Origin of the sequence: Streptomyces sp. NRRL S-244, assembly GCF_000717915.1 — a bacterium.
Lineage (GTDB): Bacteria > Actinomycetota > Actinomycetes > Streptomycetales > Streptomycetaceae > Streptomyces.
In genome coordinates this window covers 144857-170441 of sequence record NZ_JOCX01000004.1, presented here as the reverse complement: position 1 = coordinate 170441, position 25585 = coordinate 144857, and the positions used below count along the sequence as shown (strand labels likewise).

Genomic DNA, 25585 nt, shown 5'->3' with positions numbered 1-25585 from the left:
CGGCGCGACATGGATCGGCATGTTTGCGCCAATGAACCAGCCGGTTCCGGAAGACAGTGCCATAGGCATCCATTCCCCTGTATATCCTCACGGGTTCGTGCGCGCCGCACGAGGAAAACAGGGGGACAGTCAGCATGAACACCAGCCACGCGGGTTCGCCCGGCTACCGCATCTCCATCGTCGACGAGGACCCGCTGCGGGCTCGCCGCGAGACACGCGAGCTCCTCACCGCGATCGGTGACGCCGACCCCTCGGCCGCCCTCGACGTCCCCGGTCAGCGGACCGTCCGCGAGGGCGACAAGGGCGGCCCGGTCACGGACCTCATCGGGCTGGTGTTCAGCGGAGGCTCCCTGGTGACCGCGTTGGTGCAGGTCTGGCTGGCCCGCGTGCCGCAGCGGACCATTGTCGTCACCCGCCCGGACGGGGCCACCCTGCGCATCTCCGGCAAGGAGGCACGCGCCGACGACGAGCAGATCGCACGGTTCCTCGACGGGGACACCCGGGCCGCCGCCGACGGCGATGAGGGCGGGCCGGGCGCCGAATGAGCGAGAACGACCGGTACGCCATCCTCATCGGCGTATCCACGTACGACAGCGACCGCTACCACGATCTGCCGCCGGTCCGGGCCGACCTGCACTACATGCAAGCAGTCCTGGAGAGCACCGAGATCGGCATGTACAACGACTGCGCCATGGTCACGGAGCCCACCCGCGCCGAGATGCTGCACGCGATCGAGGCGTTCCTTGAGGAGCGCCAGCCCAGCGAGACGGCCCTGCTGTACTTCAGTGGACACGGGGAGTTCTGCGAGGCCGACAACCAGCTGTACTTCCTCACCCGCGACGCCGACCCGGACGACCTGCCGGGCACGGCCGTCTCCGCGGAGTTCCTGGAGCGCATGCTCCAGTCCTGCCGCGCCTCGTCAAAGGTCGTGCTGCTGGACTGCTGCTCCAGCGGCTCCGTCGTCCAGGGGTGGACGGCCAAGGGTTCGACGGAGGCGGAAGTCCGGCCTTCGCCCAGCACCCTGCTGCGGCCGACCGGCGTCTACTTCATCACCGCCTCCGACGCACTCCAGGCGGCCTCCGCCATGGCCCCGGTCGGATCGTCCCTCGGCACCTCCCGGTTCACCGGGGAGATCGTGGAAGGCCTGCGCACGGGCCGGGTCAAGGAGAACGGCGGCTGGATCACACCGGATGACCTCTTCGAGTACCTGACCTCGCAAATGGTGCGCAATGGCGTCCCCGAGGAACAGCGACCGACCAAATCGACGATCCGCGCGACACACAGTCTGCCCTTCGCACGCTCCGTGGCCCGAACCGTCCAGCTCCAGCCCCCGCCCCACGACGCCGTCGAGGCCGCACAGCGCTCCCCCGCACTCGTCAAGGCACGGGAACTGGCCGCGCGGGACGCTCGCGACGGCGTGGAGTGGCAGCGGCTGCTGCGCTATTACGTGCACTGCCTGACCGCGCAGGCAGCGTCGGGAACACTGCCCGACCGGGACAAGGGGCGCGACTCGGCCTACTTCCTCCTGGGACGGGGCCCCGAGACGATCCAGTCCGGACTCGGGGCCTCCTTCCCCGCCCCCGCACAGCTGCCCAAGCCCCGCAGCGGCGGCGCGCAAGCGAATGCCGATGCGCTGCAGGAGTACTGGTACGGATATCCCGCCGTCACCCTGCCCGAACGCGGCGGAGACGGCCGACGACGAGCCTCGGTGCGGCTCGCGCCACTGCTGATCCAGTCGATGGAACTCGCTCCGGACGAAGACGGCCGGGACCTGCTCCGCCCGAGCGGAGTGCCCTCCCTGCACGCCGGCGTGATCACGGAACTGCTGGGCGACGACGAGGCCGCCGATCTGCTGGCCCGCTGGCAGCCGACCTGGCAGGAGGGCAACGAGAGCCAGATGGTGCGAGCCATCAGGGAGTTGCTCACCGAGTTGGGGCTCCCGGAGCTGGAGCCCCTCGACCTGTCCGCGCTGAGCGAGCAATCCGTGATGCAGTCCCTGCGTCCCGGAGCCCACAACGCCGCCGTACTCCTGGCGCCCACGGGTGTGGAGCGCATCGCCACGCAAGCCCTGGTGGACAACCTGCTCCAGATGTCGGCCCGTACGGGACAGATCGCCGGTACCGCGCTGGACGCGCTCCTGACGGGAGGGGATCCGGGCGCCGTTCTCGACGCGCCCGACACCGTGGTCGCGCCCGGACCCTGCAACGAGAGTCAGGAGCTGGTGATCAGGTCGGCGATGTCACGCCACCTCACCGTCGCCACCGGGCCGCCCGGTACCGGAAAGAGCGAGGTCGTCACCGCGGTCGTCACCACCGCCGTCGCTGCCGGACAGTCCGTACTCGTCGCCTCCACCAACAACGAGGCGGTCGATGTCGTCGCCGGACGGTGCGATGACATCTCGCCGGGGCTGCTCATGCGGACGGGGAATGCCGCGGCCCTGGAGCGCGAGGCGACGAAGCTGGAAAGGCTGCTTGCCGAGCCGGGTGAGACACCGCGGCGCGGCGCGGCGACCGTGGCGGGAGAACTGCGCAACCGCCACGCGGAGGCAGCCTCAAGGCGGGCGGAAGCAGCCGGCCTGATCAGTGCGGAATCCCGGTTGCTGGAGCTGCTCCGCGAGCGCGCCGAGCGGGCCGGCAGCCTTGGAATGCCTGTGGAACTACTGGAACGGGCTTGGGCGGGCGACGGGTCCTTGCCGCTCACCCGTTGGCAGGAGCGGGCGCGGAAGGCCGCCTCGGCGGGTTGGTTCTCGCTCGGCCGGTGGCGCAGGGGGCGGGCCCTGTCCGCGCTCGTCGCCTCTCAAGCCGCCGACCCGGCGTACCCGTGGCCGGTCTGGGCCTCCGAGCGGCCCGCCCTGCCCGAGCTGCTCGACTCGCTGGCCGAAGCCGCAGACGTGGAACGCACCCTGCGGGATCTCGTACCCGAACATCTCGCCCGGGACGAGGAACAACTGAAACGGGCGCGGCTGGAAAGCGCGGCCCGCCTGGCGGAAGCTTCGGGCGAGCTGTCCCGGGCCGTGGCCGCCGAGGCCATGTCCCGGGGGCGCTCGCTGATGAACCAGCGGCTGCAGGCCCTGCGCCAGCGCTCCGGCTTCCAGAAGAGCCAGCGGAATCTGATGACCCACATCAAGGGGTGGGCCATCAGTACCCATTCGGTGCGCCAACTCGAGCTGGCCCCGAAGCTCTTCGACCTCGTGGTGATCGACGAGGCGAGCCAGTGCTCGATCCCGGCGATCCTGCCGCTGCTGTTCCGCGCGAAGCGTGCGCTGATCATCGGCGACCCGATGCAGCTCGGCCACATCCCGGGCATCTCCCCCGAGCAGGAGCGGCAGGCACGGGTCCGCTCCGGTCTGAGCGCAGCGCTCCTGGAGGACCACCGGCTCGCCTACCACGTCTACTCCTCGTATCACGCCGCAGCGCAGCACGGTGAGGCGGCGCTGCTGCTGGACGAGCACTACCGGTGCCACCCCGAGATCGCGGACGTGGTCAACGGCTATTGCTACGCGGGCCAGTTGCAGGTGCTCACCGACGTCCGCAAGCAGGTGCCGGCGCTCGATCCGGTCGGGTGCGCCGATCCGGCCCCGGTCCTGGGCTGGGTGGACGTACCGGACGGCGAGTCCGCGCGGGGCGCCGACGGGCAGTCCTGGCGCAACACGGCCGAGGCCCGAGCGGTACGGACCACGGTGGACGAACTGCTCGCCCGGCTGCCCGAGCAGGCCACCGTCGGGGTGGTGACACCGTTCAGGGCCCAGAAGGACGCACTGGCCCGCATCTGGGCGGACGACGACCGCGTACGGGTGGGCACGGTGCACGCCTTCCAGGGCGGCCAGCGGGACGTCATGGTGCTCAGCCCGGTGGCGACGGGGAACACCCCGCCGCGGACGGCGCACTGGGTGGCGAGTCAGGTCAATCTGTGGAACGTGGCGATCACCCGGGCGAAATCGCAGCTGGTCACCGTGGGCAGCCACGGCTTCTGGCAGGGGCAGGCGGGACTCCCCGCCCTGCTCGCCGAGCGGTCCTCCCGGTTGAGCGCGGTCGCGCGCGCAGCCGCGGACCCTGACGTCAGCCCGGTGACAGCGCCAGTGACAACGGCGTCCAGGTTCCGCGAGGAACTCGGGGACCGGATCCAGCAACACCTCGCCGCACGGGGGGTCACCGATCTGGAACGGTCGGCGCCGGTCGGCGGGCACTCCGTGGACCTGCTGTTCACGGTGGACGGTGCGAACACGGCGGTACTGATCGACACCGGCCCGCAGCACGGCCAGGACCCCGCACGGCACCTGCGCCTCACCCACGCGCGCGGCGATCTGCTGGTGGGCCTGCCGTCCGGCGGCCGCGGCGCGAAGGCCGGTCCGGTCGAGCACACGATCCGGGTTCCGGCCTGGCGGATCCTCGCCGGAGACAGTGCGCTGAATCCACTGTTCGACATGGAAACCACTCATTGAGAACCGGGCGAACGCGGCGCTCGCGGCCGCCCGGCCCGCGCTGCCATGGGTGCACCGCACCCATGGCAGCAAGCGCTCACGACTTCGTCGACTCGGACAGCACTCAGCGGCACTGCCCTGGCACGCGGGTCAGGCGTCTTCGCGGATGGGCTCAAGGATGGCGACGCACTCCACGTGGTGGGTCATCGGGAAGAGGTCGAAGGCTCGGAGGGTGCGGGGCTTGTAGCCGGCTTCCTTGAAGTAGGCCAAGTCGCGGGCCAGGGCTGCCGGGTCGCAGGCCACGTACGCGATGCGGCGGGCGGAGAGGCCCGCTACGTGGCGGACCGTCTGCTTGCCCGCGCCCGCGCGCGGCGGGTCCAGGACGACCAGGTCGCACTCGGTGATGCCGGTCTTCGGGAGGACCGTCTCGACCTTGCCCTGCTCGATGCGGACCCGGGGGAAGTCCGCCAGGTTGTGCCGGGCGTCCTCGACCGCGCGCTTCGTCGACTCGATGCCGAGCACCGCGCCCGTCTCGCCCAGGCGTTCGGCGAGGGCGCCGGCGAAGATGCCGACGCCGCAGTAGAGGTCGAGGGCCATCTCGCCCTTGCGCGGCATCAGGCCCTGCATGACGGCCTTGATCAGGGTGTCGGCGGCCTGCGGGTGGACCTGCCAGAAGCCGCCCATGCCGACGCGGTACGTACGGCCGTCCGCGCGCTCCCGTACGAAGGGGCGGCCGTGGACCCGGTGGACCCCGCCGTCCTTCTCCTCGACGCGGAGCACCGAGACCGGCTTGTCCAGCTCCACGAGCGGGAGGCGGCCGCCCGGGCGCGGGGTCAGCACGACCTGGCGGTCCTGGGAGCCGGTCGCGGCGATCGCCTCGACGGTGGCCATCTGGGGCCAGTCCTGCTTCTCGATGCCCAGCTCGCTGACGCCCGGCGCCGCGATCATGCAGTGGTCGACCGGCTCGATGTCGTGCGAGCGGTGCTTGCGCAGGCCCGCGCGCCCGTCCTCGTCGATCGCGTACTGGACGCGGGTGCGCCACTGCGGGACCTCCCCGGCCGGCAGCTTGTCGCCCTCGGCCGGCATGACCGTGCCGTCCCAGCCGGCCTCCTCCGGGGTGAGCCCGGCGAGCCGCAGCAGCTGCTCGGCGACGACCTCGCCCTTGAGCCGGCGCTGGGCGCCCGGCTTGGCGTGCTGCCAGTCGCAGCCGCCGCACTTGCCGGGGCCGGCGTACGGGCACGGGGCCTCGACCCGGTCCTTGGAGGCGTCGAGGACGGTGATCGCGTCGGCGCGCAGGAAGCGGGAGTCCGACTCGCCCTCGGTGACCTTGGCGATCACTTTCTCCCCCGGGAGGGTGTGGCGGACGAAGAGGACACGGCCGTCGGCGGTGCGGGCGATGCAGTGGCCGCCGTGCGCGACGGGACCGACCTCGACCTCGTACTCCTCCCCGACCAAGGACTGCTTCTCGTTCTGCTCGGTCATGTTGGGGAGACTCCAAAACATAAATGGGAACGGCCGGACGACCGACCCACCAGTTTACGTGGATCTCGTCCGGCCGTTCGCCACACCTACGGCAGCGCCGCTACTTTCCGGCGCGGTCCTTCGGGCGCGGGGTGTCCACCGGTCCGCGGCGCACCGCGCCCGGGGCGTTCCATTCCTGCCGCTTCTTCGCCCGCCTCTTCGCGAGCTCCGAGGACTCCAGCTGGTAGGGCACCGAGGTGACCATCACGCCGGGGGTGAACAGCAGGCGGCCCTTGAGCCGCAGCGCGCTCTGGTTGTGCAGCAGGTGCTCGTACCAGCGGCCGACGACGTACTCCGGGATGTACACGCTGACGGCGTCGCGCGGGTTCTCGCTGCGCAGGCCCTTCACGTACTCGACCACCGGGCGGGTGATCTCGCGGTACGGGGAGTCGAGGATCTTGAGCGGTACGTTGATCCCGCGCCGCTCCCACTCCTCCTTCAGCGCCTTCGTCTCGGCCGCGTCGACGCTGATGCTGAGCGCCTCCAGGGTGTCCGAGCGGGTCAGCTTGGCGAAGGCCAGGGCGCGCAGCGTGGGCTTGTGCACCTTGGAGACCAGGACGATGGAGTGGACCCGGGAGGGCCGCACGCTGTCGTCGCTGGGGCCCTCGGCGGCGGCGATCTCGGCGGCGACCCGGTCGTAGTGCTTCCGGATCGCGGTCATCGTGCCGTAGAAGATCACCATGCCCAGCAGCGCGACCCAGGCGCCGTGCGTGAACTTGGTGGCCAGGACGACGACGAGCACCAGGCCCGTGAAGATCGCGCCGAACGTGTTGATCGCCCGGGAGCGGTGCATCCGGCGCCGCGCGGCCTGGTCCTTCTCGGTCCGCAGGTGGCGGTTCCAGTGCCGGACCATGCCGATCTGGCTCAGCGTGAAGGAGACGAAGACGCCCACGATGTAGAGCTGGATCAGCTTCGTGGAGTCGGCGTCGTAGATCCACACAAGGAGGATCGCCGCGCCCGCGAGCAGCACGATGCCGTTCGAGAAGGCGAGCCGGTCACCGCGGGTGTGCAGCTGGCGCGGCAGGTAGCGGTCCTGCGCGAGGATCGAGCCGAGCAGCGGGAAGCCGTTGTACGCGGTGTTGGCGGCCAGGAACAGCACGAGCGCGGTGGCGGTCGCCAGGACGATGAACAGGAAGCTGCCGTTGCCGAAGACGGCCTCGGCCACCTGGGAGATCACCGGGTGCTGGACGAACTCGGGGCCGACGGGGACTCCGTTGTCCAGCAGGTTGGTGGCGGGCTCCTCGGCCATCCTCACGTCGGTGGCCATGGCCAGGCCGATGATCCCGCAGAACATGGTGACTGCCAGGCCGCCCATGAGGGCGAGGGTGGTGGCCGCGTTCTTGCTCTTGGGCTTGCGGAAGGCGGGCACGCCGTTGCTGATCGCCTCGACGCCGGTCAGGGCGGCACATCCGGAGGAGAAGGCCCGCAGCAGCAGGAAGACCAGCGCGAAGCCGGCCAGCCCCTGGTGCTCGGCCTTGATCTCCAGATGGGCCGTCGGGGCCTCCATGGTGTCGCCGGCGACGAGGCCGCGCCAGGCGCCCCAGGCGATCATCACGAAGACGGCGCCGACGAACACGTACGTCGGAATGGCGAAGAGCTTCCCGGATTCCTTCACGCCGCGCAGATTCATCAGCGTGAGCAGCAGAATCATGATCACCGCGGAGAGCACCTTGTGCTCGATCACGAAATCCACGGCGGAGCCGAGATTCTCGACTCCGGAGGAGATCGACACGGCGACGGTCAGGACGTAGTCGACGAGCAGCGCGCTCGCGACGGTGAGTCCGGCCTTCGGCCCGAGGTTGGTGTTGGCGACCTCGTAGTCACCGCCGCCGCTGGGGTACGCGTGGACGTTCTGGCGGTACGAGGCGACCACGGTGAACATCAGCACGACGACCGCGAGGGCGATCCAGGGGCTGAAGTGGTACGCCGACACACCCGCGATCGACAGGACCAGCAGGACCTCGCCGGGGGCATATGCCACCGAGGAGAGCGGGTCGGATGCGAACACGGGTAGGGCGATCCGCTTGGGGAGGAGCGTTTCCCCGAGGCGGTCGCTGCGTAGCGCCCGGCCGATCAGGATCCGTTTGGGCACGTCGGTCAGTTTGGACACGCAGAGGATCGTAAGCGTTCGAAATCCGGCTGACGAACCCCCCGCCCGTATTACAGGGCAATGACACCCGCATTGAGACCCCGTGTGCGCTTCAAAGGTCACATGGGGGACCGCCCGTGTGTAGCTTGGGCCATGGTCTGAGACCCTGTGAAGCCAGAGCATGCAATGAGGCTGGGAACCAGCGAGCGCTGACAGCCGGAAGGACGGCCGTGCACATCGTCATTATGGGCTGCGGAAGAGTGGGCTCCGCCCTCGCGCAGACCTTGGAACAGCAGGGGCATACGGTCGCTGTCGTCGACCAGGACCCCACCGCATTCCGCCGGCTGGGAGCCGGATTCGGCGGGCGCCGCGTCACCGGGGTCGGCTTCGACCAGGACACGCTGCGCGAGGCCGGGATCGAGGAAGCGGGCGCTTTCGCGGCGGTCAGCAGTGGTGACAATTCCAACATCATCGCCGCCCGCGTGGCACGCGAGATGTTCGGTGTCGAGAACGTCGCCGCCCGCATCTACGACCCCAAGCGCGCCGAGGTCTACCAGCGCCTGGGCATCCCCACCGTCGCGACCGTACGGTGGACCGCCGACCAGATGCTGCGCCGGCTGCTGCCGTCCGGGGCCGAGCCGCTGTGGCGCGACCCGAGCGGCGGGGTCCAGCTCGCCGAGGTGCACACCTCCGCCGCCTGGATCGGGCACAAGGTCAGCAAGCTGCAGGAGGAGACCGGCGTCCGCGTGGCGTTCCTCACCCGACTGGGCGAGGCCATGCTGCCGACCTCCCAGACGGTGCTGCAGGAGGGCGACCTCGTCCACGTGATGATGCGTACGGACGAGATCGACAAGGTCGAGGCGTCCTTCGCCGAGGGCCCCGAGGAGGCACACGCATGAGGGTCGCGATCGCCGGAGCCGGCGCGGTGGGCCGTTCCATCGCGGGCGAGCTGCTGGAGAACGGGCACGAGGTGCTCCTCGTCGACAAGGCGCCGACCGCCATCTCCGTGGAGCGCGTGCCGCAGGCCGAGTGGCTGCTGGCCGACGCCTGCGAGATCACCTCGCTCGACGAGGCCGCGCTGCAGCGCTGCAACGTGGTCATCGCGGCCACGGGCGACGACAAGGTCAACCTGGTCGTGTCCCTGCTGGCCAAGACCGAGTACGGGGTCCCCCGGGTCGTGGCGCGCGTCAACAACCCGAAGAACGAGTGGCTCTTCAACGAGTCCTGGGGCGTCGACGTCGCGGTGTCCACGCCGCGTCTGATGTCGGCCCTCGTCGAGGAGGCCGTCAGCGTCGGCGACCTGGTGCGGCTGCTCCGCTTCAGCCACGGCGACGCCAACCTCGTCGAGCTGACCCTGCCCGCCGACTCGTCGGTCGCCGGCACCCAGATCAGCGAGATCACCTGGCCCGAGGACACCTCGCTGGTCACGATCATCCGCGGCAACCGGGTCCTCACCCCGCACGCCGAGGAGACCCTGGAGCCGGGCGACGAACTGCTCTTCGTGGCCGCCCAGGCCCGCGAGGAACAGCTGGAGGAACTCCTCCAGGCCCGCCACTGACGGCCCGCCACTGACGGACGTACGCATGCGAGAGGGGCGGGCAGCCGGTCGGCTGCCCGCCCCTCTCGCATGTCCTGTGGACCGTCCCGCTACTTGGCCCCGGCCTTGCGGGCCTTCTCCGCGGCCTCCTCGGCCTCCCACTCCGCGATCACGTCGATCGGCGGCGGCGCCTTCGCCAGGAACACCCACGTGAAGTACACCGCGAGCACCATCGGCGGCAGCTTCAGGGCGATCAGCACCCAGCCCAGCTGCGTCGCGTCCCCCCACCAGTACAGCGGGAAGAGGATCGCGTACTTCGCCAGGAAGATGAGCCCCCAGGCCAGACTGGCCTTGGTGTACGCCTTCTTGCGCCCGGGGTTGCGCGTCCGCCAGGACAGGTTCTCCTTGAACACCGGCCCCAGGATCACGCCCAGCAGCGGGAACCCGACCAGCGCGGACAGCGTGAAGGCCACGCCCAGCCCGGCGCCGTAGATCATGCCGGGCAGGTAGAAGCCCTTGGCGGTACCGGTGAACAGGGCGAAGGCCACGCCGACGCCCACGCCGAAGACCCCGCTGAACGCGTGCTTGACGGTGTCCTTGCGCAGCAGCCGCACGATCACGAGCAGGACCGCCACCGCGCCCGCCGCGAAGGCGGACATCTTCACGTCCTTGTTGATCGTGTAGATCATCACGAAGAGCAGGCCGGGGAGCATCGTCTCCACGGTGCCCCGCACGCCTCCGAAGGCGTCGAAGAGCGCCGCCTGCGTCACGGCCTTCTGGTCCGCGGACGGTTCGCCCGCGGGATCCGGGGTGATCGGTTTGTCGAGTGACGTCACCGGCTAGTGCTCCTGTCCGAGCGGTCGGAGTTCGTACTTCGGATTGAAGAGGACCCGGCGGCCGTGGCTCATCGCGATCCGCCCCGAGGCGATCATGCGCCGCCCCGGTTCGATTCCCACGATCGAGCGACGTCCGAGCCAGACCACGTCCAGCGCCGCCGAGCCGTCGAAGAGCTCCGCCTCCAGGGCGGGCACCCCGGCGCGCGGCCGGAGGGTGACGGTACGCAGGGTTCCCGTCACCTTGACTATCTGGCGGTCGTGGGAGTCGCAGATCCGCGTGCACCCCGCGGCTTCTGCGGCCTCCTGCAGTTCCGCCGAATGCAGCTCCTCCTGCGAGGTGGACAGCCGCTCTATCATCCGCCGGAACCGGCCCGCCGGCCTGACCGGCTTGACGGACTTCTCGGGACGCGGTTCAGCACTCATACAGGAAGCGTACCGGCGCCCGCACTACCTCTCGAAGCGGTATCCCATGCCCGGTTCCGTGATGAAGTGCCGCGGATGCGAGGGGTCGGCCTCCAGCTTGCGCCGCAGCTGGGCCATGTAGACCCGCAGGTAGTTCGTCTCGGTGCCGTACGAGGGCCCCCAGACCTCCTGGAGGAGCTGCTTCTGGCTGACCAGCTTTCCCCCGTTGCGGACCAGCACCTCCAGCAGGTGCCACTCGGTCGGCGTAAGCCGTACGTCGCGCCCCTCGCGCACCGCCTTCTTGGCCGCCAGGTCCACCGTGAAGCCGTCGGTCTCCACGATCACCTCGTCCTCGCCGGAGCCCGCGCCCGGCTCGGCCCGGCGGACGGCGGCGCGCAGCCGCGCCAGCAGCTCGTCCATGCCGAAGGGCTTGGTGACGTAGTCGTCGGCCCCGGCGTCCAGGGCCTCGACCTTCTCGTCGGAGCTGTGCCGGGCCGACAGGACCAGGATCGGCACCCGGGTCCAGCCGCGCAGGCCCTTGATCACCTCGACGCCGTCCATGTCGGGCAGGCCCAGGTCCAGGACGACCACGTCGGGGTGGCGGGCCGCCGCGAGCTCCAGGGCCTGGGCCCCGTCCGCCGCCGCGTCGACCTCGTACTTGCGCGCCTTCAGATTGATCACGAGGGCTCGGACGATCTGCGGCTCGTCGTCCACCACGAGCACCCGGGTCATTGAGGTCCTGCTTTCTGTCGTATGGGGTCGAGATCGATGAGGTCGGCGGCGTCGGCGGCGTCGAGGCCGCCGTGCACCGCGGCGTGTTCCGGTCCACTGTCGCCCGTCGCGGCGCGCAGCGTCAGCACCATGGTCAGCCCGCCGCCGGGGGTGTCCTCGGCCGCCAGGGTGCCGTCCATGGCCTCGGCGAAGCCCCGGGCCACCGCGAGCCCGAGGCCGACCCCCGCGCCGCGGGGGGCGTCCCCGTGCCGCTGGAAGGGGGCGAAGATCCGGTCCTTGGCCTCGTCGGGCACCCCGGGCCCCCGGTCCACGACGCGTACTTCGACCCGGTCGCCCAGGTAGCTCGCCCGGACCAGCACCCGCTCGTCGGCCGGGCTGTACTTGACGGCGTTCTCCACCACGTTGGCCACGGTCCGCTCCAGCAGCCCGGGGTCCACCGCCACCATCGGCAGCGTCTCCGGGACGTCCAGCACCACGCTGTCCTCCGGTACGCCGCCCAGCGCCATCGGGACCACCTCGTCGAGGTCGATCTCCCGGATCAGCGGGGTCACGGTGCCGGTCTGCAGCCGGGACATGTCGAGCAGGTTGCCCACCAGGTGGTCGAGCCGGTCGGCGCCGTCCTCGATGCCTTCGAGGAGCTCGGCCCGGTCCTCCTCGGACCAGTCCACGTCGTCGGAGCGCAAGGAGGACACCGAGGCCTTGATGGAGGCCAGCGGCGTACGCAGGTCATGGCTGACGGCGGCCAGCAGCGCGGTCCGGATCCGGTTGCCCTCCGCCAGCCGGCGGGCCTCCTCGGCCTCCCCGACCAGCCGCTGCCGGTCCAGGACCACGGCGGCCTGGGCGGCGAAGGCGCCGAGCACGCGGCGGTCCTCGGCGGGCAGCACCCGGCCGGACAGGGCCAGCGCCATGTGGTCGCCGATGGGCATGTCCACATCGGCTTCCTCGGGGCGGTCGACCGGGCGCGGGCCGACGCTGCCGGCCCGCTTCCAGGGCTCGACGTCGCTCGTGCGCTCCAGCAGGGCCACGGACTCCATGGCGAAGGTCTCGCGCACCCGTTCCAGCAGCGCGTCCAGCGTGGTCTCGCCGCGCAGCACGCTGCCGGCCAGGAAGGAGAGGATCTCGGACTCGGCGCGCAGCCGGGCGGCCTGGTGGGTGCGCCGGGCGGCCAGGTCCACCACGGAGGCCACGGAGACCGCCACCCCGAAGAAGACGGCGATGGCCACGATGTTCTTCGGGTCGGAGATGGTGAACCGGTGCACGGGCGGGGCGAAGAAGTAGTTCAGCAGCAACGAGCCGAAGGCGGCCGAGGCCAGCGCCGGCCAGAGCCCGCCCAGCAGCGCTGCGGCCACGGTCAGCGAGAGGAACAGCAGCATCTCGTTGGCGAGGCCCGGGTCGGCGTTCACGTGCGTGAGCAGGACGGCCAGCAGAGCGGGGCAGACGATGCCGACGACCCAGCCGGCGATGATGCGGGGCCTGCCGAGCCGGGCCGCCGAGCGGACCACGGGCAGCCCGCGGCCCCGGGCGACCTCCTCGTGCGTGACGATGTGCACGTCGAGGTCGGGCCCCGAGTCGCGGGCCACGGTGGCGCCGACGCCGGGGCCGAAGACGTACTGCCAGGCCTTGCGGCGGCTGGAGCCGAGCACGATCTGGGTGGCGTTGACCCCGCGGGCGAATTCGAGCAGCGCGTCGGGGATGTTGTCGCCGATCACATGGTGAAACGTTCCGCCAAGGTCTTCGACCAGCGTCCGCTGGACCGCGAGCTCCTTCGGCGAGGCCGCGGTCAGCCCGTCGCTGCGGGCGATGTAGACGGCGAGGATCTCGCTGCCCGAGCCCTTCGCCGCCATCCGGGAGGCGCGGCGGATGAGCGTACGGCCCTCGGGCCCGCCCGTGAGCCCGACGACGATCCGCTCGCGGGCCTGCCAGGTGGAGCGGATGTTGTGCTCGCCCCGGTACTGCTGGAGGTACTCGTCGGCCCGGTCGGCCACCCACAGCAGCGCCAGCTCGCGCAGCGCGGTGAGGTTGCCGGGCCGGAAGTAGTTCGACAGGGCCGCGTCGACCTTGTCGGACTGGTAGATGTTCCCGTGCGCCATCCGCCGGCGCAGCGCTTGCGGGGACATGTCGACGAGCTCGATCTGGTCGGCCCGCCGCACCACCTCGTCCGGCACGGTCTCCCGCTGCCGCACCCCGGTGATGGACTCCACCACGTCGCCGAGCGACTCCAGGTGCTGGATGTTCACGGTGGACACCACGTCGATGCCGGCCCGCAGCAGCTCCTCCACGTCCTGCCAGCGCTTGGCGTTGCGCGAGCCCGGCACGTTGGTGTGCGCGAGCTCGTCCACGAGCGCGATCGCGGGCCGGCGCGCCAGTACGGCGTCCACGTCCATCTCCGTGAAGCCGGCGCCCCGGTACGAGAGCTCCTTGCGCGGGACCTGTTCCAGGCCGTGCAGCATCACCTCGGTGCGCGGCCGCCCGTGGTGCTCGACGAAGCCGACGACGCAATCGGCGCCCCGCTCCACCCGGCGGTGGGCCTCGGACAGCATCGCGTACGTCTTGCCCACACCGGGTGCCGCGCCGAGGTAGATCCGTAGCTTGCCGCGTCCCATGCGCCCATTCTCCGGGACGTTTCCGCCGATCACGCACTTTTGCAGCCCCTCCGCCCATCCCTGACGGATCCCTGACACCCCGCGGGTACGACAGCGGGCCGTACCCCCGAAGGAGTACGGCCCGCGGCCGGAAACAGTCGCCTGACAGGCGCCGCCGGGCATCAGCCGGCGGTCAACCGGCGATCAGTCGGCGGTCAATCGGGGATCAGCCGGGTCAGCGGACCTCGGTGATCGTCGGACCCTGCTCCAGCTGGCCCATGCCGCCGGAGAAGCGGGAGCCCTCCTGGTCCTCGGTCTGCACGCCGTCCGGCACCATCTGGGCGTCGTTCGGCAGCTTCAGCACGATCGGGTCGCGCGGAGCCATCGGGCCGTCACCGCGCACGATGACGGTCTCGCGGAAGATCTGCTCCAGCACGCCCGCCGACTCGGGGCGCACCGCGCCCTGGCCGGAGATGACGCCGCGCAGGAACCAGCGCGGGCCGTCGACGCCGACGAAGCGGACCAGCTGGGCGCCGGTCTGGCCGTCGGGCATCGGTACGGGCACCTGGGCGCGCAGCTCCCAGCCCAGCGGACCCTCGACCTCGTCGATGATGCCGCCCTGCTGGGTGATGCCCGTGGCGATCTCGTCGCGGACCTCGCCCCAGATGCCTTCCTTCTTGGGCGCCGCGAAGGCCTGCAGCTGTACGGCGCTGTCGCCGAGGACGACCGTAGCGGCGACGATCGCGTCCCCGGCGACCTCGACGCGCAGCTCCATGCCCTCGACACCCGGTACGAGAATGCCGCCCAGGTCGACGCGACCCTCCTCGGGTGCACCGGGCACCTCGGAGACGTCCCAGGGGCCGTCGGGCCGCGGGGCCGGCGGCAGATTCACCCTGCGGGGCGCGGAGTCGAGCTCCTCGCCGCCGTCCTGCTCATCGGCAGCCACGCCGTCCACGACCTGCTCGGCCGCGCCGCCGTCCTTGGCGGAGTCGTTCTTCTTGCGACGTCCGAACACGTCACTGTCCTTCCCGGTCGGATACGACCGAAGCGTAGCCATTCCCACCCTGCTGACCAGCGCCGAATCCGGCCACGGCCGCATGACCGCCGGTGGAGCCGAAACCCCCCTCGGCCCGCGCCGAGCCGGGAAGTTCCGCCACCTCGTGGAAGCGCACCTTCTCGACCCTCTGGACAACCAGCTGGGCAATGCGGTCGAAGCGCTCGAACCGGACGCTCTCGCGCGGGTCGAGATTGACCACGATCACCTTGATCTCCCCACGGTACCCGGCATCCACCGTCCCCGGGGCATTCACGAGCGCGAGCCCGCAGCGGGCGGCCAGGCCCGAGCGCGGGTGCACGAACGCCGCGTACCCGTCGGGCAGGGCGATCGACACCCCCGTGGGCAGTACGGTGCGCTCGCCGGGCTCCAGTACAGCCGCCTCGGTGGTCACCAGGTCGCAGCCGGCATCGCCGGGGTGGCCGTACGCGGGCAGGGGCACCTCGGGGTCGACACGCTTGATGAGCACGTCGACCGGGGCGTGGTTGTTCTCAGACATCAGGGGTTCACCTCGAAGGCGCGCGTGCGCCTGACCTGGTCCGGGTCGGACATCGCCGCCCGGATCTCCTCGGGCCGACCGTTGTCGATGAAGTGGTCGACCTTCACCTCGATGAAGAGCGCGTCTGCGCGCACGGCGACCGGGCCCTCGGGCCCGCCTATCCGGCCGACCGCGGTGGAGTAGATCTTGCGCCCGGCGACGGCGGTCACCTCGGCCTCCAGATACAGCACGGTGCCCACGGGCACGGGCCGCACGAAGTCGGTCTCCAGCCGTCCCGTCACCGCGATGACGCGCAGCAGCCAGTTCAGGGAGCCCAGCGTCTCGTCGAGCGCGGTGGCGAGCACGCCGCCGTGGGCCAGGCCGGGGGCACCCTGGTGCGCGGGCTTGACGGTGAACTCGGCGCTGACGCGGACGCCCTCCCCGGCACGGGCCTCCAGGTGGAGTCCGTGGGGCTGGCCCTCGCCGCAGCCGAAGCAGTGCCCGTAGTGCGCACCGAGCAGCTCGCCGGGTGCCGGGGCGTCGGGGTGCCGGACCGGTGCGGCGGCATCGGCCGGGGGCGTCAACGCTGTGTTTCGTCCACTCACAGGCGCAGACCTTACCCGCGCCGCTACCCACCGGTCGCCTCGTGGCAGGCTTGGCGCTATGCAGCTTTCCCCCGCGCACCACGACGAACGTCTGACCGCCCCCCGCTCCTGGTGGGCCATCGCCGTACTCATCGGCCTGGCGTGCGCGCTGATGCTGCTGCCGCTGGGCACGCTGCCGCTGCTGGCCGGGCTGGTCGGGGGCACCGCGCTGGCGGGGCTGCTGGTGAGTTCGTACGGCTCCGCGCGCGTGCGCGTGGTGAACGGTGCGCTGGCGGCCGGTGAGGCGCGGATCCCGGTGGCGGCCCTGGGCGAGCCCGAGGTGCTGGACGCGGAGGAGGCGCGCGCCTGGCGCACGCACAAGGCGGACACGCGCGCCTTCATGCTGCTGCGCAGCTACGTCCCGACGGCGGTGCGCGTCCCGATCACCGACCCCGGGGACCCGACGCCGTACGCGTACGTCTCCACCCGCGAGCCGCAGGCGCTGGTCTCGGCGATCCGGGCGGCCAAGGGCTGATCAGCCGCGCTCGGCGGCGCTCAGGCCGGGGGCCAGTCGCCGTCCGGGCCTTCGAGGGCGTCCCTGATGGCCTCGGGAAGGGGCTGGGAGGGCTGCTCAAGGGGCGGGAGCTGCGGGAGCGACTCCCACGCCACGGCGCGGCTCCGCAGGTCGGCACGGACCTTCTCGGCGAGTTTGAGGGTGTCGCGGTGGTTCATGACCGCCCCGACGGTGGCGCCCACCATGAACGGCAGCAGGTTCGGGAGGTTGCGGAACGTCCGCTTCATGATCTGTTGGCGCAGTTCGCGCTTCATCTGACCACCGAGCGCGATGTTCAGCGTCGTCGGCTTGGTCAGGTCCACCCCGCGCTCCTCCGTCCACGCGGTCAGGTAGGCGAGGCTGCGTTCTTTGAGGTTCCCGGCCGGCCGCTGGCCGTACACCTCGTGGAGCTCCGCGACGAGCTTCAGCTCGATGGCGGCGACCCCGGTGATCTCCGCGGCCAGTTCGGCCGGCATCGCGGGCGGCACCGGCAGCATCGCCGCGGCTCCGATGCCCGCGCCCACCGTGGAGGTGCCGTACGCGGCGCCCGCGATCAGCTTGTCGGCAAGCTGATCGGGACCGAGGCCCGGGAACTGCGCGCGCAGGGTCGCGAGGTCCCGAACCGGAACGCGCGGTGCGTTCTCGATGATGCGGTCCGCGACGTGCTGGACGGCGGCCCTGACATATTCGCCGCCCTTGCGCACACCGCTCTTGACGGCTTGCAGCCGACGAGCCCCGGACCTGTGCCGGGTTCCCTCGCCGGACTCTGCGGCCGACGGCACCGCCGCGGCGGTGCCGGACGACACGGCGGGTACGCCGGAGGCTGCTGGGCCCGTTACCGGGCCCGTGGCCGCCTCTTGCGCCTCCACCGGATCACCAGCTTTTCGGAAGCGGCGCTTCCGAAACGGTGTCGAGCCGGTCACGGCCGACGCCTCTCAGTCGCAGTCGCGGCAGATCGGCTGACCGTTCTTCTCGCGTGCCAGCTGGCTGCGGTGGTGGACCAGGAAGCAGCTCATGCAGGTGAACTCATCGGCCTGCTTGGGCAGCACCCGAACGGCCAGTTCCTCGTTGGAGAGGTCTGCGCCGGGGAGCTCCATGCCCTCCGCCGCGTCGAAGTCGTCGACGTCGACGCTCGAAGACGACTTCTCGTTGCGCCGGGCCTTCAGCTCTTCAATGCTGTCGTTGTCGACGTCGTCGTCGGTCTTGCGTGGGGTGTCGTAGTCCGTTGCCATTTTTCGCTCTCCCCCTCTGGGATTTAGCGGTGTCTCAGCGCACGTAACGCGCGAGAGGCCGGACTTGTGCCCGACCTGAGGCGGAGATTTTGCCTCACATCAAGGTCTGTTACTCAATCGACACCCAGCCGCACACCTGAAGGAGCGATTGGCTGGGATGACGACCGGGACCGTACACGGTCCGGGGGCCGTCTTGCACAAACGCCACCCCGTGTATTTCCCGCCGTTCGAGGGGCGGGAAACCCGGACGTCCCGGGCTTTCCGGCCCCCTATGGGGTCACTGAACGCACATGACCCAACACTCGACAATGTGATCGATCACACAGGCGCCACCCTCGCCACCTCCTCACTGTTCAGCCAAGAGCGAACAAGCGGCCAGGGGACTCACAGGGGCAAAGTGACACGCATCACGAGGCCACCGCCCTCGCGCGGCGTCGCCGAGATCCGCCCGCCGTGTGCGCGGGCCACAGAGCGAGCGATCGACAGGCCGAGCCCCACACCCTTGTCACTGCCCGTGCGCTCCGTACGCAGCCGCCTGAAGGGCTCGAAGAGGTTGTCCACCTCGTACGCGGGAACCACGGGACCCGTGTTCGAGACGATGAGGATCGCCTGGCCGTGCTGGGACTCGGTGATGACCTCCACCCAGCCGCCCTCCGGCACGTTGTACCGGACGGCGTTCTGCACCAGGTTGAGCGCGATCCGCTCCAGCAGGACGCCGTTGCCCTGGACCACGGCCAGTGCCCGCTCGCCGCGGATCTCCACGCCCTTCGCCGCGGCCTCCCCGCGCGCCTGGTCGATGGCGCGCGAGGCGACCTCCGCCAGGTCCACGGGTTTGCGCTCGACTATCTGGTTGTCGCTGCGGGCCAGCAGCAACAGGCCCTCGACCAGCTGCTCGCTGCGCTCGTTGGTCGCCAGCAGCGTCTTGCCCAGCTGCTGGAGCTCCACCGGTGCACCCGGGTCGGACAGGTGCACCTCCAGCAGCGTCCGGTTGATCGCCAGCGGCGTGCGCAGCTCGTGCGAGGCGTTCGCGACGAACCGCTGCTGGGCGGTGAAGGCCCGCTCCAGCCGGTCGAGCATCTCGTCGAAGGTGTCGGCAAGCTCCTTGAGCTCGTCGTCCGGCCCGTCCAGCTCGATCCGCCGGGTCAGGTCGGAGCCGACCACCCGGCGGGCGGTCCGGGTGATCTTGCCCAGCGGCGAGAGCACCCGGCCGGCCATCGCGTAGCCGAAGGCGAAGGCGATGATGCTGAGGCCGAGCAGGGCCATCAGCGACCGGCTGAGCAGGTCGTCCAGCGCGTGCCGGCGCTGCTCCAGGATGCAGGTGTTGATCACGGAGTTGAACTGGTCCGGGGCCTGGATCTTGCCGACCACGCCGGGACAGGTGCTGGTGACCTGGATGTCCGTGCCGCCCAGGATCTTGTACGGCAGCCCGTTGCCCTCGCGCAGGGCCTGCGCCGCCAGCAGGTAGATGATCGACAGCAGCAGGATGCCGGCGATCAGGAACATCCCGCCGTACAGCAGCGTGAGGCGTATGCGAATGGTCGGCCGCAGCCAAGGGAAGGGACCCTCGGGCTGGCCGGGGTCCCAGGTCGGTCTCGGCGGCACCGTTGGCGGTGCCGGGGTCGCCGCCACCCGCGTCAGATCCGGTAGCCGGAGCCAGGCACGGTCACGATGACCGGCGGCTCCCCCAGCTTGCGCCGCAGGGTCATGACCGTCACCCGCACCACGTTCGTGAAGGGGTCGGTGTTCTCGTCCCATGCCTTCTCCAGCAGCTGCTCGGCGGAGACGACGGTCCCCTCGCTCCGCATGAGAACCTCCAGCACCGCGAACTCCTTGGGCGCCAGCTGCACCTCTCTGCCCTCACGGAACACCTCGCGCCGGTTCGGGTCCAGCTTGATCCCGGCCCGCTCCAGTACGGGGGGCAGGGCGACGGTGGTACGCCGCCCCAGGGCGCGCACGCGGGCGGTCAGCTCACTGAACGCGAAGGGCTTGGGCAGGTAGTCGTCCGCACCCAGTTCCAGGCCTTCCACCCGGTCGCTCACATCGCCGGACGCCGTCAGCATCAGCACGCGGGTGGGCATGCCGAGCTCGACGATCTTCCGGCAGACGTCGTCACCGTGCACGAGCGGGAGGTCCCGGTCGAGCACGACCACGTCGTAGTCGTTCACCCCGACGCGCTCCAGGGCCGCGGCGCCGTCGTACACGACGTCCACGGCCATGGCCTCCCGGCGCAGCCCGGTGGCCACCGCATCGGCGAGCAGCTGCTCGTCCTCGACGACGAGTACGCGCACGTCGTTTCCTTCCATCGAGCCCTGAGGGCACACGTGTATTGCGTCGTCCATCCTGCCCGTTTCAGCCGTAAACCGGCTGTAAGGCGCCCCTCCGGGGCCCGCGGGGGCCGGAAGTGAGGATTCCCTCGCCTCCCGAGGTTTCTGCGCCCAGGGTGCCGGGGAGGACGACAGCACACCCCAACCACTCCCTGACGGCGGACTGCCACGTGCCGCCGCCGACCCACGAAGAGGGGGCGAACCCACCATGGACGCATTCACCGCGGGTCTCCTGCAGCGCATCCGGGCCACGCAGTCGGACCTTGAGCAGGCCCGCGAGACGGGCGACGACTTCCTCGTGGAAGTGGAGCAGGCGGAACTGGAAGATCTCCAGCGCCTCGCCGCCGAACACGGCGTTCCCGTCTCCGTCTCCGCCTGCTGACAACCTCCAGTCCAGCCAGAACCCCGGCGGCCGCAGTGCGGCGGCCGGGGTTCCCTCATGCCGGGGTTCCCTGGGGTCCGTCGGTCCGGGGTCCGTCGGTCCGGGGTCCGTCATTCCGGAGCCGCGTCAGTCGTGCCAGGCCCCGGCCTCGTCCAGCAGCGGCTGGAGCGAGGCGAACACCGCCGGCGTGGCGGCCAGCGCCAGCTCCCCCGAGGCCGGCTGCCCGGGCCGCCCGCCCGTGAGCGCCCCGGCCTCCCGGGCGATCAGCTCGCCCGCGGCCAGGTCCCAGGGGTTCAGCCCGCGCTCGTAGTACGCGTCCAGCCGCCCGGCGGCGACATCGCTGAGGTCCAGCGCCGCCGAGCCGCCCCGCCGGATGTCCCGCACCCGGGGGATCACCCGCCGGGCCACCTCCGCCTGCTGCTCCTTGCGCGCCTGGAGGTAGGCGAACCCGGTCCCGACCAGCGCCTGGTCCAGCGGCGCCGCCGCCCGGCAGGCGAGGCGGACCCCGCCCAGCCAGGCCCCGCCCCCGCGCACCGCGTGGTACGTCTCGCGCCGCATCGGCGCCGCCACGACCCCGACCACCGTCCGGCCCTCGTACTCGGCGGCGATCGACACGCTCCAGCTCGGCAGCCCGTACAGGTAGTTGACGGTGCCGTCGAGCGGGTCCACGACCCAGCGCACCCCGCTGGTCCCGGGGACGTCCGCGCCCTCCTCGCCCAGCAGCCCGTCCTCGGGCCGCCGCCGCGCGAGGATCCCGGTGATCAGCTTCTCCGCCGCGATGTCCATCTCGGTCACCACGTCGATCGGGCTGCTCTTCGTCGCCGCCACCGCGAGATCGGCCGGCCGGCCGTCCCGCAGCAGCTCCCCGGCCTGCCGGGCGGCGTCCAGCCCCACGTCCAGCAGTTCGGCCTTCAGCTCTTCGGAGATCACGCTCGCCCTTTCCTAGGCGTACGGGCTGTCGACGCCCGCGGCCGCCGGCCGGGGCCCGCGCGCCGGGCAGCAGCCCACCGCGCACAGATCGTGGCCGGGCCCGAGCAGCCCCAGCGCGCACCGCTCCACCGGCTCGCCCCGCTCCGCGGCGGCGCGCTCCAGCACCAGCTCCCGGACCGCGGCCGCGAACCGCGGGTCGGCCCCGACGGTCGCCGACCGGGCGACCGGCAGCCCGAGCTCCGCGGCCTTCGCCGTGGCCTCCGTGTCGAGGTCGTACAGGACCTCCATGTGGTCCGAGACGAACCCGATCGGCACCATCACCACCGCCGGCGCGCCCGCTTCGTGCAGCGCCTCCAGGTGGTCGCAGATGTCCGGCTCCAGCCACGGGATGTGCGGGGCGCCGCTGCGCGACTGGTAGACGAGCTCCCAGGGCAGCTCCGTGCCCGTCTCGGCGCGCACCGCGTCCGCGATCACCTGCGCGACGTCAAGGTGCTGCTTGACGTACGCCCCGCCCCCGCCGCCGGTGGTGTGCTCCTCGACCGGGCCGGAGGTGTCGGCGGCCGCGGTGGGGATCGAATGGGTGGTGAAGGCCAGGTGCGCGCCGGTGCGCACGTCCTGTGGCAGCCCCTCCAGCGCGGCGAGCACCCCGTCGATCATCGGCTGCACGAAGCCGGGGTGGTTGAAGTAGTGCCGCAGCTTGTCGACCTTCGGCAGCTCGGCGACGCCCTCCTCCACCAGCGCCGCCAGCGCGTCCGCGAGGTTCTCGCGGTACTGCCGGCAGCCCGAGTACGAGGCGTACGCGCTGGTCGCGAGCACCGCGATGCGGCGGCGCCCGTCGGCGGCCATCTCCCGCATCACGTCGGTCAGGTACGGGGCCCAGTTCCGGTTGCCCCAGTACACGGGCAGGTCCAGCCCGTGCTCGGCGAAGTCCTTGCGCAGGGCGTCCAGCAGCTCACGGTTCTGCCCGTTGATCGGGCTGACCCCGCCGAAGCCGAAGTAGTGCTGCCCGACCTCCTTGAGCCGCTCGCGCGGGATGCCGCGCCCGCGCGTGACGTTCTCCAGGAACGGCACGACGTCGTCGGGTCCTTCAGGACCGCCGAAGGAGAGCAGCAGGAGGGCGTCGTACGGGGCGGCGAGGCCTTCGGCCGGGGGCGAGGCGGCGGCGCGGAGCTGGTCTGACATGGTTCGAATCCTGCCACCCGGCATCCGCGCCCGGGAACCGGCCCGGCGGCGCGCCCGCGCCGCAACCTGGGTAAGGTGACCCTAAGTTCCCGATCCGGATCCTGGTCCGGGTCCTGGTCCGGCTCCTGGTCCGGATTCTCCCCGTGCGGGTGCCGTGTCGGCGGTCGTAACCTGTATGGGCCAATGACGTCCCTTACGGAGGGCACCTTGCCCAGTCCCTACCGCGCGATATTCGCGGCCCCCGGCACCTTGGGGTTCAGCGCCGCAGGCCTCATAGGCCGCCTGCCCATATCCATGGTCGGCGTCGGCATCCTGACGATGATCTCCGAGATCACCGGACGCTACGCGATGGCGAGCGCCCTCACCGGCACCCTCGCCCTGGCCGCCGCGTTCATCGGCCCCCAGGTGTCCCGCTTGGTGGACCAGTACGGGCAGGGGCGGGTGCTCCGTCCCGCCACCCTCATCTGCGTGGCCTCGGTCGCCGTCCTGCTGACGGCCGCCGCCAACGGGTGGCCGGACTGGACCCTCTTCGTCTGCGCGGCCGTGGCGGGCTGCGTTCCGAGCGTGGGCTCGATGATCCGCGCCCGGTGGACCGTGATCTACCGGGACTCCCCGCGCGAACTGCACACCGCGTACTCCTTCGAGTCCGTCGTGGACGAGGTCTGCTTCATCTTCGGCCCGATCATCGCCATCGGCCTGTCCACCACCTGGTTCCCCGAGGCCGGCCCGCTGATCGCCGCGCTCTGCCTGCTCGTCGGGGTCTGGCTGCTCACCGCGCAGCGCTCCACCGAGCCCGAGCCGCACCCTCGCGAGGAGCACGGGGACCGCACCTCGGCCCTGCGCTCCCCCGGACTCCAGGTGCTGACGGCGACCTTCGTGGCGACCGGCGCGATCTTCGGCTCCATCGACGTGTCCACGCTGGCCTTCGCCGAGGAGCAGGGCCACAAGTCCTGGGCGAGCTTCATCCTGGCCATCTGGGCGTTCGGATCCTGCCTCGCAGGCATCGTCTTCGGCCTTCTCCACCTCAAGGGCAAGAGCGAACGCCGTTGGGTACTGGGCGTATGTGCGATGGCCGTGAGTATGATCCCCCTCCTACTGGCCGGGAACCTTCCGTTTCTGGCCGTGGCGCTCTTCGTCTCGGGCCTCGCCATCGCTCCCACGATGATCACCACGATGGCCCTGATCGAGGCGCACGTACCACGCGCGAAGCTGACCGAGGGCATGACCTGGATCAGCACCGGCCTCGCGGTCGGCGTCGCGGTCGGCTCGTCGGTGACCGGACTGGTCATCGACGCCTCCGGGGCGCGCAGCGGGTACGTCGTCTCCATCTCGGCGGGAGCGGCCGCGGCGGCGGTTGCGTTCGCGGGATACCGCCGGCTGTCGAAGCCGGCGCAAGGGGAGGAGCCAGCAACCGATGGGGACGGCGACAGCAGGGCAGCAGAGCAGGGCGACCGCGTGGCGTAACTGGGCCGGCAACGTCACGGCCACGCCCGCCCGCGTGGTGACCCCGGCCTCGGTCGGGGAGCTTCAGGAGGCGGTGCGCCGGGCCGCCGAGGACGGGCTGAAGGTGAAGGCGGTCGGCACCGGCCACTCCTTCACCGCGGCCGCCGCGACCGACGGGGTGCTCGTACGTCCGCAGGCGCTGGCCGGGATCCGGGAGATCGACCGGACCGCGGGGACCGTGACGGTGGCCGCGGGCACGGTGCTCAAGGACCTGAACGTGGCCCTGGCCCGGGAGGGCCTCTCGCTCACCAACATGGGCGACATCATGGAGCAGACCGTCTCCGGCGCCACCAGCACCGGAACCCACGGCACCGGCCGGGACTCGGCCTCCATCGCCGCCCAGATCCGCGGTCTGGAGCTGGTCACTGCGGACGGGCGGTTGCTGAGCTGCTCCGAGAAGGAGAATCCGGAGGTCTTCGCGGCCGCCCGGATCGGCATCGGCGCCCTGGGCATCGTCACCGCGATCACCTTGGCCGTCGAGCCGGTGTTCTTCCTGACCGCCCGTGAGGAGCCCATGGGCTTCGACCGGGTGACCGCCGAGTTCGAGCAGCACTTCGCGGAGAACGAGCACTTCGAGTTCTACTGGTTCCCGCACACCGGCAACTGCAACACCAAGCGCAACAACCGCAGCCAGGGCCCCGCCGCCCCGCCCGGAGCCGTGAGCGCCTGGGTCGAGGACGAGCTGCTGTCCAACGGGGTCTTCCAGGCCGTCAACTCCCTCGGCCGCGCCGTCCCGGCGACCATCCCCTCCATCGCCCGGGTCGCCAGCCGCGCCCTGTCCGCGCGCACCTACACGGACATCCCGTACAAGGTGTTCACCAGCCCGCGCCGGGTGCGGTTCGTGGAGATGGAGTACGCACTCCCGCGCGAACGGGTGGTCGAGGCGCTGCGGGAGCTCAAGTCGATGGTCGACCGTTCCGGGCTGCGCATCAGCTTCCCGGTGGAGGTGCGGACCGCTCCGGCGGACGACATCGCGCTGTCGACGGCCTCGGGGCGCGAGACCGCGTACATCGCGGTGCACATGTACAAGGGCACGCCGTACCAGGCCTACTTCACGGCCGCCGAGCGGATCTTCACCGCGCACGGCGGGCGGCCGCACTGGGGCAAGGTGCACACGCGGGACGCGGAGTACTTCGCGGACGTCTACCCGCGCTTCGGCGAGTTCACCGCGCTGCGGGACCGGCTGGACCCGGACCGGCTGTTCGGCAACGACTACCTGCGCCGGGTGCTGGGCGAGTAGCCCC

23 protein-coding genes are annotated in these 25585 nt (G+C 71.1%); 8 read left to right on the top strand and 15 right to left on the bottom strand.

Translation table 11 applies throughout. From position 1 onward, the window contains the following. Window positions 1-134 precede the first annotated feature (134 nt). Both IF02_RS0106775 and IF02_RS0106770 read left to right on the top strand, forming a co-directional pair. Entirely contained in the window at window positions 135-545 is a 411-nt protein-coding gene (locus IF02_RS0106775) for an effector-associated constant component EACC1 (RefSeq protein ID WP_030154375.1), read from the top strand. Then, entirely contained in the window at window positions 542-4441 is a 3900-nt protein-coding gene (locus IF02_RS0106770) for a caspase, EACC1-associated type (RefSeq protein WP_030154373.1), read from the top strand. The genes IF02_RS0106775 and IF02_RS0106770 overlap by 4 nt, the downstream gene beginning before the upstream one ends. 129 nt (window positions 4442-4570) lie before the next feature. On the opposite strand, the gene IF02_RS0106760 is transcribed toward IF02_RS0106770, so the two are convergent. Continuing rightward, window positions 4571-5902 (bottom strand): class I SAM-dependent RNA methyltransferase, encoded by a 1332-nt coding sequence (locus IF02_RS0106760; protein ID WP_030154371.1) that lies wholly within the window; start codon window positions 5900-5902, stop codon window positions 4571-4573. Between the two features lie 100 nt (window positions 5903-6002). Continuing rightward, window positions 6003-8051 (bottom strand): APC family permease, encoded by a 2049-nt coding sequence (locus tag IF02_RS0106755; RefSeq protein ID WP_030154369.1) that lies wholly within the window; start codon window positions 8049-8051, stop codon window positions 6003-6005. A 209-nt stretch (window positions 8052-8260) separates the two neighbouring features. Between IF02_RS0106755 and IF02_RS0106750 the strand changes: the two genes are divergently transcribed. Both IF02_RS0106750 and IF02_RS0106745 read left to right on the top strand, forming a co-directional pair. Next, window positions 8261-8929, top strand: a complete 669-nt coding sequence (locus tag IF02_RS0106750; RefSeq protein ID WP_030154367.1) for a potassium channel family protein — start codon at window positions 8261-8263, stop codon at window positions 8927-8929. Beyond that, window positions 8926-9588, top strand: a complete 663-nt coding sequence (locus IF02_RS0106745) for a potassium channel family protein (RefSeq protein ID WP_030154364.1) — start codon at window positions 8926-8928, stop codon at window positions 9586-9588. Before IF02_RS0106750 ends, IF02_RS0106745 begins: the two co-directional genes overlap by 4 nt. Window positions 9589-9677: 89 nt before the next feature. Here IF02_RS0106745 and IF02_RS0106740 read toward each other — a convergent pair whose 3' ends face one another. From IF02_RS0106740 to IF02_RS0106710, 7 genes are all read right to left on the bottom strand, one after another. Next, entirely contained in the window at window positions 9678-10403 is a 726-nt protein-coding gene (locus IF02_RS0106740) for a DUF3159 domain-containing protein (RefSeq protein ID WP_030154362.1), read from the bottom strand. A gap of 3 nt (window positions 10404-10406) precedes the next feature. After that, window positions 10407-10826, bottom strand: coding sequence for an OB-fold nucleic acid binding domain-containing protein (locus IF02_RS0106735; RefSeq protein WP_078621928.1), 420 nt, complete (start codon window positions 10824-10826; stop codon window positions 10407-10409). 24 nt (window positions 10827-10850) lie between these two features. Further along, window positions 10851-11537 carry a response regulator gene (locus tag IF02_RS0106730; protein ID WP_030154358.1) on the bottom strand — a complete coding sequence of 229 codons (687 nt, stop codon included), beginning with the start codon at window positions 11535-11537 and terminating at the stop codon, window positions 10851-10853. Beyond that, window positions 11534-14140: a sensor histidine kinase gene (locus tag IF02_RS0106725; protein ID WP_078621927.1), complete on the bottom strand. Its 2607-nt coding sequence runs from the start codon at window positions 14138-14140 to the stop codon at window positions 11534-11536. The genes IF02_RS0106730 and IF02_RS0106725 overlap by 4 nt, the downstream gene beginning before the upstream one ends. 214 nt (window positions 14141-14354) lie before the next feature. Next, on the bottom strand, window positions 14355-15134 hold the full coding sequence (locus tag IF02_RS0106720; protein WP_030154354.1) for a DUF3710 domain-containing protein: 780 nt from the start codon (window positions 15132-15134) through the stop codon (window positions 14355-14357). A gap of 1 nt (window position 15135) precedes the next feature. Continuing rightward, the gene (gene dut, locus IF02_RS0106715) at window positions 15136-15672 is read right to left on the bottom strand and encodes a dUTP diphosphatase (protein ID WP_030154352.1); all 537 of its coding nucleotides are present in this window, start codon (window positions 15670-15672) and stop codon (window positions 15136-15138) included. Continuing rightward, window positions 15672-16256 carry a PaaI family thioesterase gene (locus IF02_RS0106710; protein WP_030154350.1) on the bottom strand — a complete coding sequence of 195 codons (585 nt, stop codon included), beginning with the start codon at window positions 16254-16256 and terminating at the stop codon, window positions 15672-15674. The genes dut and IF02_RS0106710 overlap by 1 nt, the downstream gene beginning before the upstream one ends. A 58-nt stretch (window positions 16257-16314) precedes the next feature. On the opposite strand from IF02_RS0106710, the gene IF02_RS0106705 reads away from it, so the two are divergent. Continuing rightward, window positions 16315-16770 (top strand): DUF3093 domain-containing protein, encoded by a 456-nt coding sequence (locus IF02_RS0106705; RefSeq protein ID WP_030154348.1) that lies wholly within the window; start codon window positions 16315-16317, stop codon window positions 16768-16770. 20 nt (window positions 16771-16790) lie between these two features. Here IF02_RS0106705 and IF02_RS0106700 read toward each other — a convergent pair whose 3' ends face one another. From IF02_RS0106700 to IF02_RS0106685, 4 genes are all read right to left on the bottom strand, one after another. Then, on the bottom strand, window positions 16791-17711 hold the full coding sequence (locus IF02_RS0106700) for a hypothetical protein (protein ID WP_030154346.1): 921 nt from the start codon (window positions 17709-17711) through the stop codon (window positions 16791-16793). A gap of 12 nt (window positions 17712-17723) precedes the next feature. Then, window positions 17724-18020 carry a DUF4193 domain-containing protein gene (locus IF02_RS0106695; RefSeq protein ID WP_030154344.1) on the bottom strand — a complete coding sequence of 99 codons (297 nt, stop codon included), beginning with the start codon at window positions 18018-18020 and terminating at the stop codon, window positions 17724-17726. Window positions 18021-18404: 384 nt separating this feature from the next. Then, complete coding sequence (locus IF02_RS0106690; protein ID WP_030154342.1) at window positions 18405-19649, bottom strand: sensor histidine kinase; 1245 nt, start codon at window positions 19647-19649, stop codon at window positions 18405-18407. 5 nt (window positions 19650-19654) lie between these two features. After that, complete coding sequence (locus tag IF02_RS0106685) at window positions 19655-20308, bottom strand: response regulator transcription factor (RefSeq protein ID WP_030154340.1); 654 nt, start codon at window positions 20306-20308, stop codon at window positions 19655-19657. 244 nt (window positions 20309-20552) lie between these two features. On the opposite strand from IF02_RS0106685, the gene IF02_RS35090 reads away from it, so the two are divergent. Then, window positions 20553-20726, top strand: a complete 174-nt coding sequence (locus IF02_RS35090; RefSeq protein ID WP_199809186.1) for a hypothetical protein — start codon at window positions 20553-20555, stop codon at window positions 20724-20726. Window positions 20727-20852: 126 nt separating this feature from the next. Here IF02_RS35090 and IF02_RS0106675 read toward each other — a convergent pair whose 3' ends face one another. Both IF02_RS0106675 and IF02_RS0106670 read right to left on the bottom strand, forming a co-directional pair. After that, window positions 20853-21656 (bottom strand): inositol monophosphatase family protein, encoded by an 804-nt coding sequence (locus IF02_RS0106675; RefSeq protein ID WP_420708101.1) that lies wholly within the window; start codon window positions 21654-21656, stop codon window positions 20853-20855. A 12-nt stretch (window positions 21657-21668) separates the two neighbouring features. Then, entirely contained in the window at window positions 21669-22838 is a 1170-nt protein-coding gene (locus IF02_RS0106670; RefSeq protein WP_030154337.1) for a ferrochelatase, read from the bottom strand. Between the two features lie 207 nt (window positions 22839-23045). On the opposite strand from IF02_RS0106670, the gene IF02_RS0106665 reads away from it, so the two are divergent. Further along, complete coding sequence (locus tag IF02_RS0106665) at window positions 23046-24302, top strand: MFS transporter (RefSeq protein ID WP_030154336.1); 1257 nt, start codon at window positions 23046-23048, stop codon at window positions 24300-24302. Next, a complete protein-coding gene (locus IF02_RS0106660) occupies window positions 24253-25581 on the top strand; it encodes a D-arabinono-1,4-lactone oxidase (RefSeq protein WP_030154335.1) in 1329 nt (442 codons plus the stop codon). The genes IF02_RS0106665 and IF02_RS0106660 overlap by 50 nt, the downstream gene beginning before the upstream one ends. Window positions 25582-25585 lie beyond the last annotated feature (4 nt).

Bases quoted from the DNA above. Each gene is read 5' to 3' on its own strand.
- IF02_RS0106775 (WP_030154375.1), top strand. From the start codon at position 135: ATGAACACCAGCCACGCGGGTTCGCCCGGCTACCGCATCTCCATCGTC.
- IF02_RS0106770 (WP_030154373.1), top strand. From the start codon at position 542: ATGAGCGAGAACGACCGGTACGCCATCCTCATCGGCGTATCCACGTAC.
- IF02_RS0106760 (WP_030154371.1), bottom strand. From the start codon at position 5,902: ATGACCGAGCAGAACGAGAAGCAGTCCTTGGTCGGGGAGGAGTACGAG.
- IF02_RS0106745 (WP_030154364.1), top strand. From the start codon at position 8,926: ATGAGGGTCGCGATCGCCGGAGCCGGCGCGGTGGGCCGTTCCATCGCG.
- IF02_RS0106735 (WP_078621928.1), bottom strand. From the start codon at position 10,826: ATGAGTGCTGAACCGCGTCCCGAGAAGTCCGTCAAGCCGGTCAGGCCG.
- IF02_RS0106730 (WP_030154358.1), bottom strand. From the start codon at position 11,537: ATGACCCGGGTGCTCGTGGTGGACGACGAGCCGCAGATCGTCCGAGCC.
- IF02_RS0106725 (WP_078621927.1), bottom strand. From the start codon at position 14,140: ATGGGACGCGGCAAGCTACGGATCTACCTCGGCGCGGCACCCGGTGTG.
- dut (WP_030154352.1), bottom strand. From the start codon at position 15,672: ATGTCTGAGAACAACCACGCCCCGGTCGACGTGCTCATCAAGCGTGTC.
- IF02_RS0106705 (WP_030154348.1), top strand. From the start codon at position 16,315: ATGCAGCTTTCCCCCGCGCACCACGACGAACGTCTGACCGCCCCCCGC.
- IF02_RS0106695 (WP_030154344.1), bottom strand. From the start codon at position 18,020: ATGGCAACGGACTACGACACCCCACGCAAGACCGACGACGACGTCGAC.
- IF02_RS35090 (WP_199809186.1), top strand. From the start codon at position 20,553: ATGGACGCATTCACCGCGGGTCTCCTGCAGCGCATCCGGGCCACGCAG.
- IF02_RS0106670 (WP_030154337.1), bottom strand. From the start codon at position 22,838: ATGTCAGACCAGCTCCGCGCCGCCGCCTCGCCCCCGGCCGAAGGCCTC.
- IF02_RS0106660 (WP_030154335.1), top strand. From the start codon at position 24,253: ATGGGGACGGCGACAGCAGGGCAGCAGAGCAGGGCGACCGCGTGGCGT.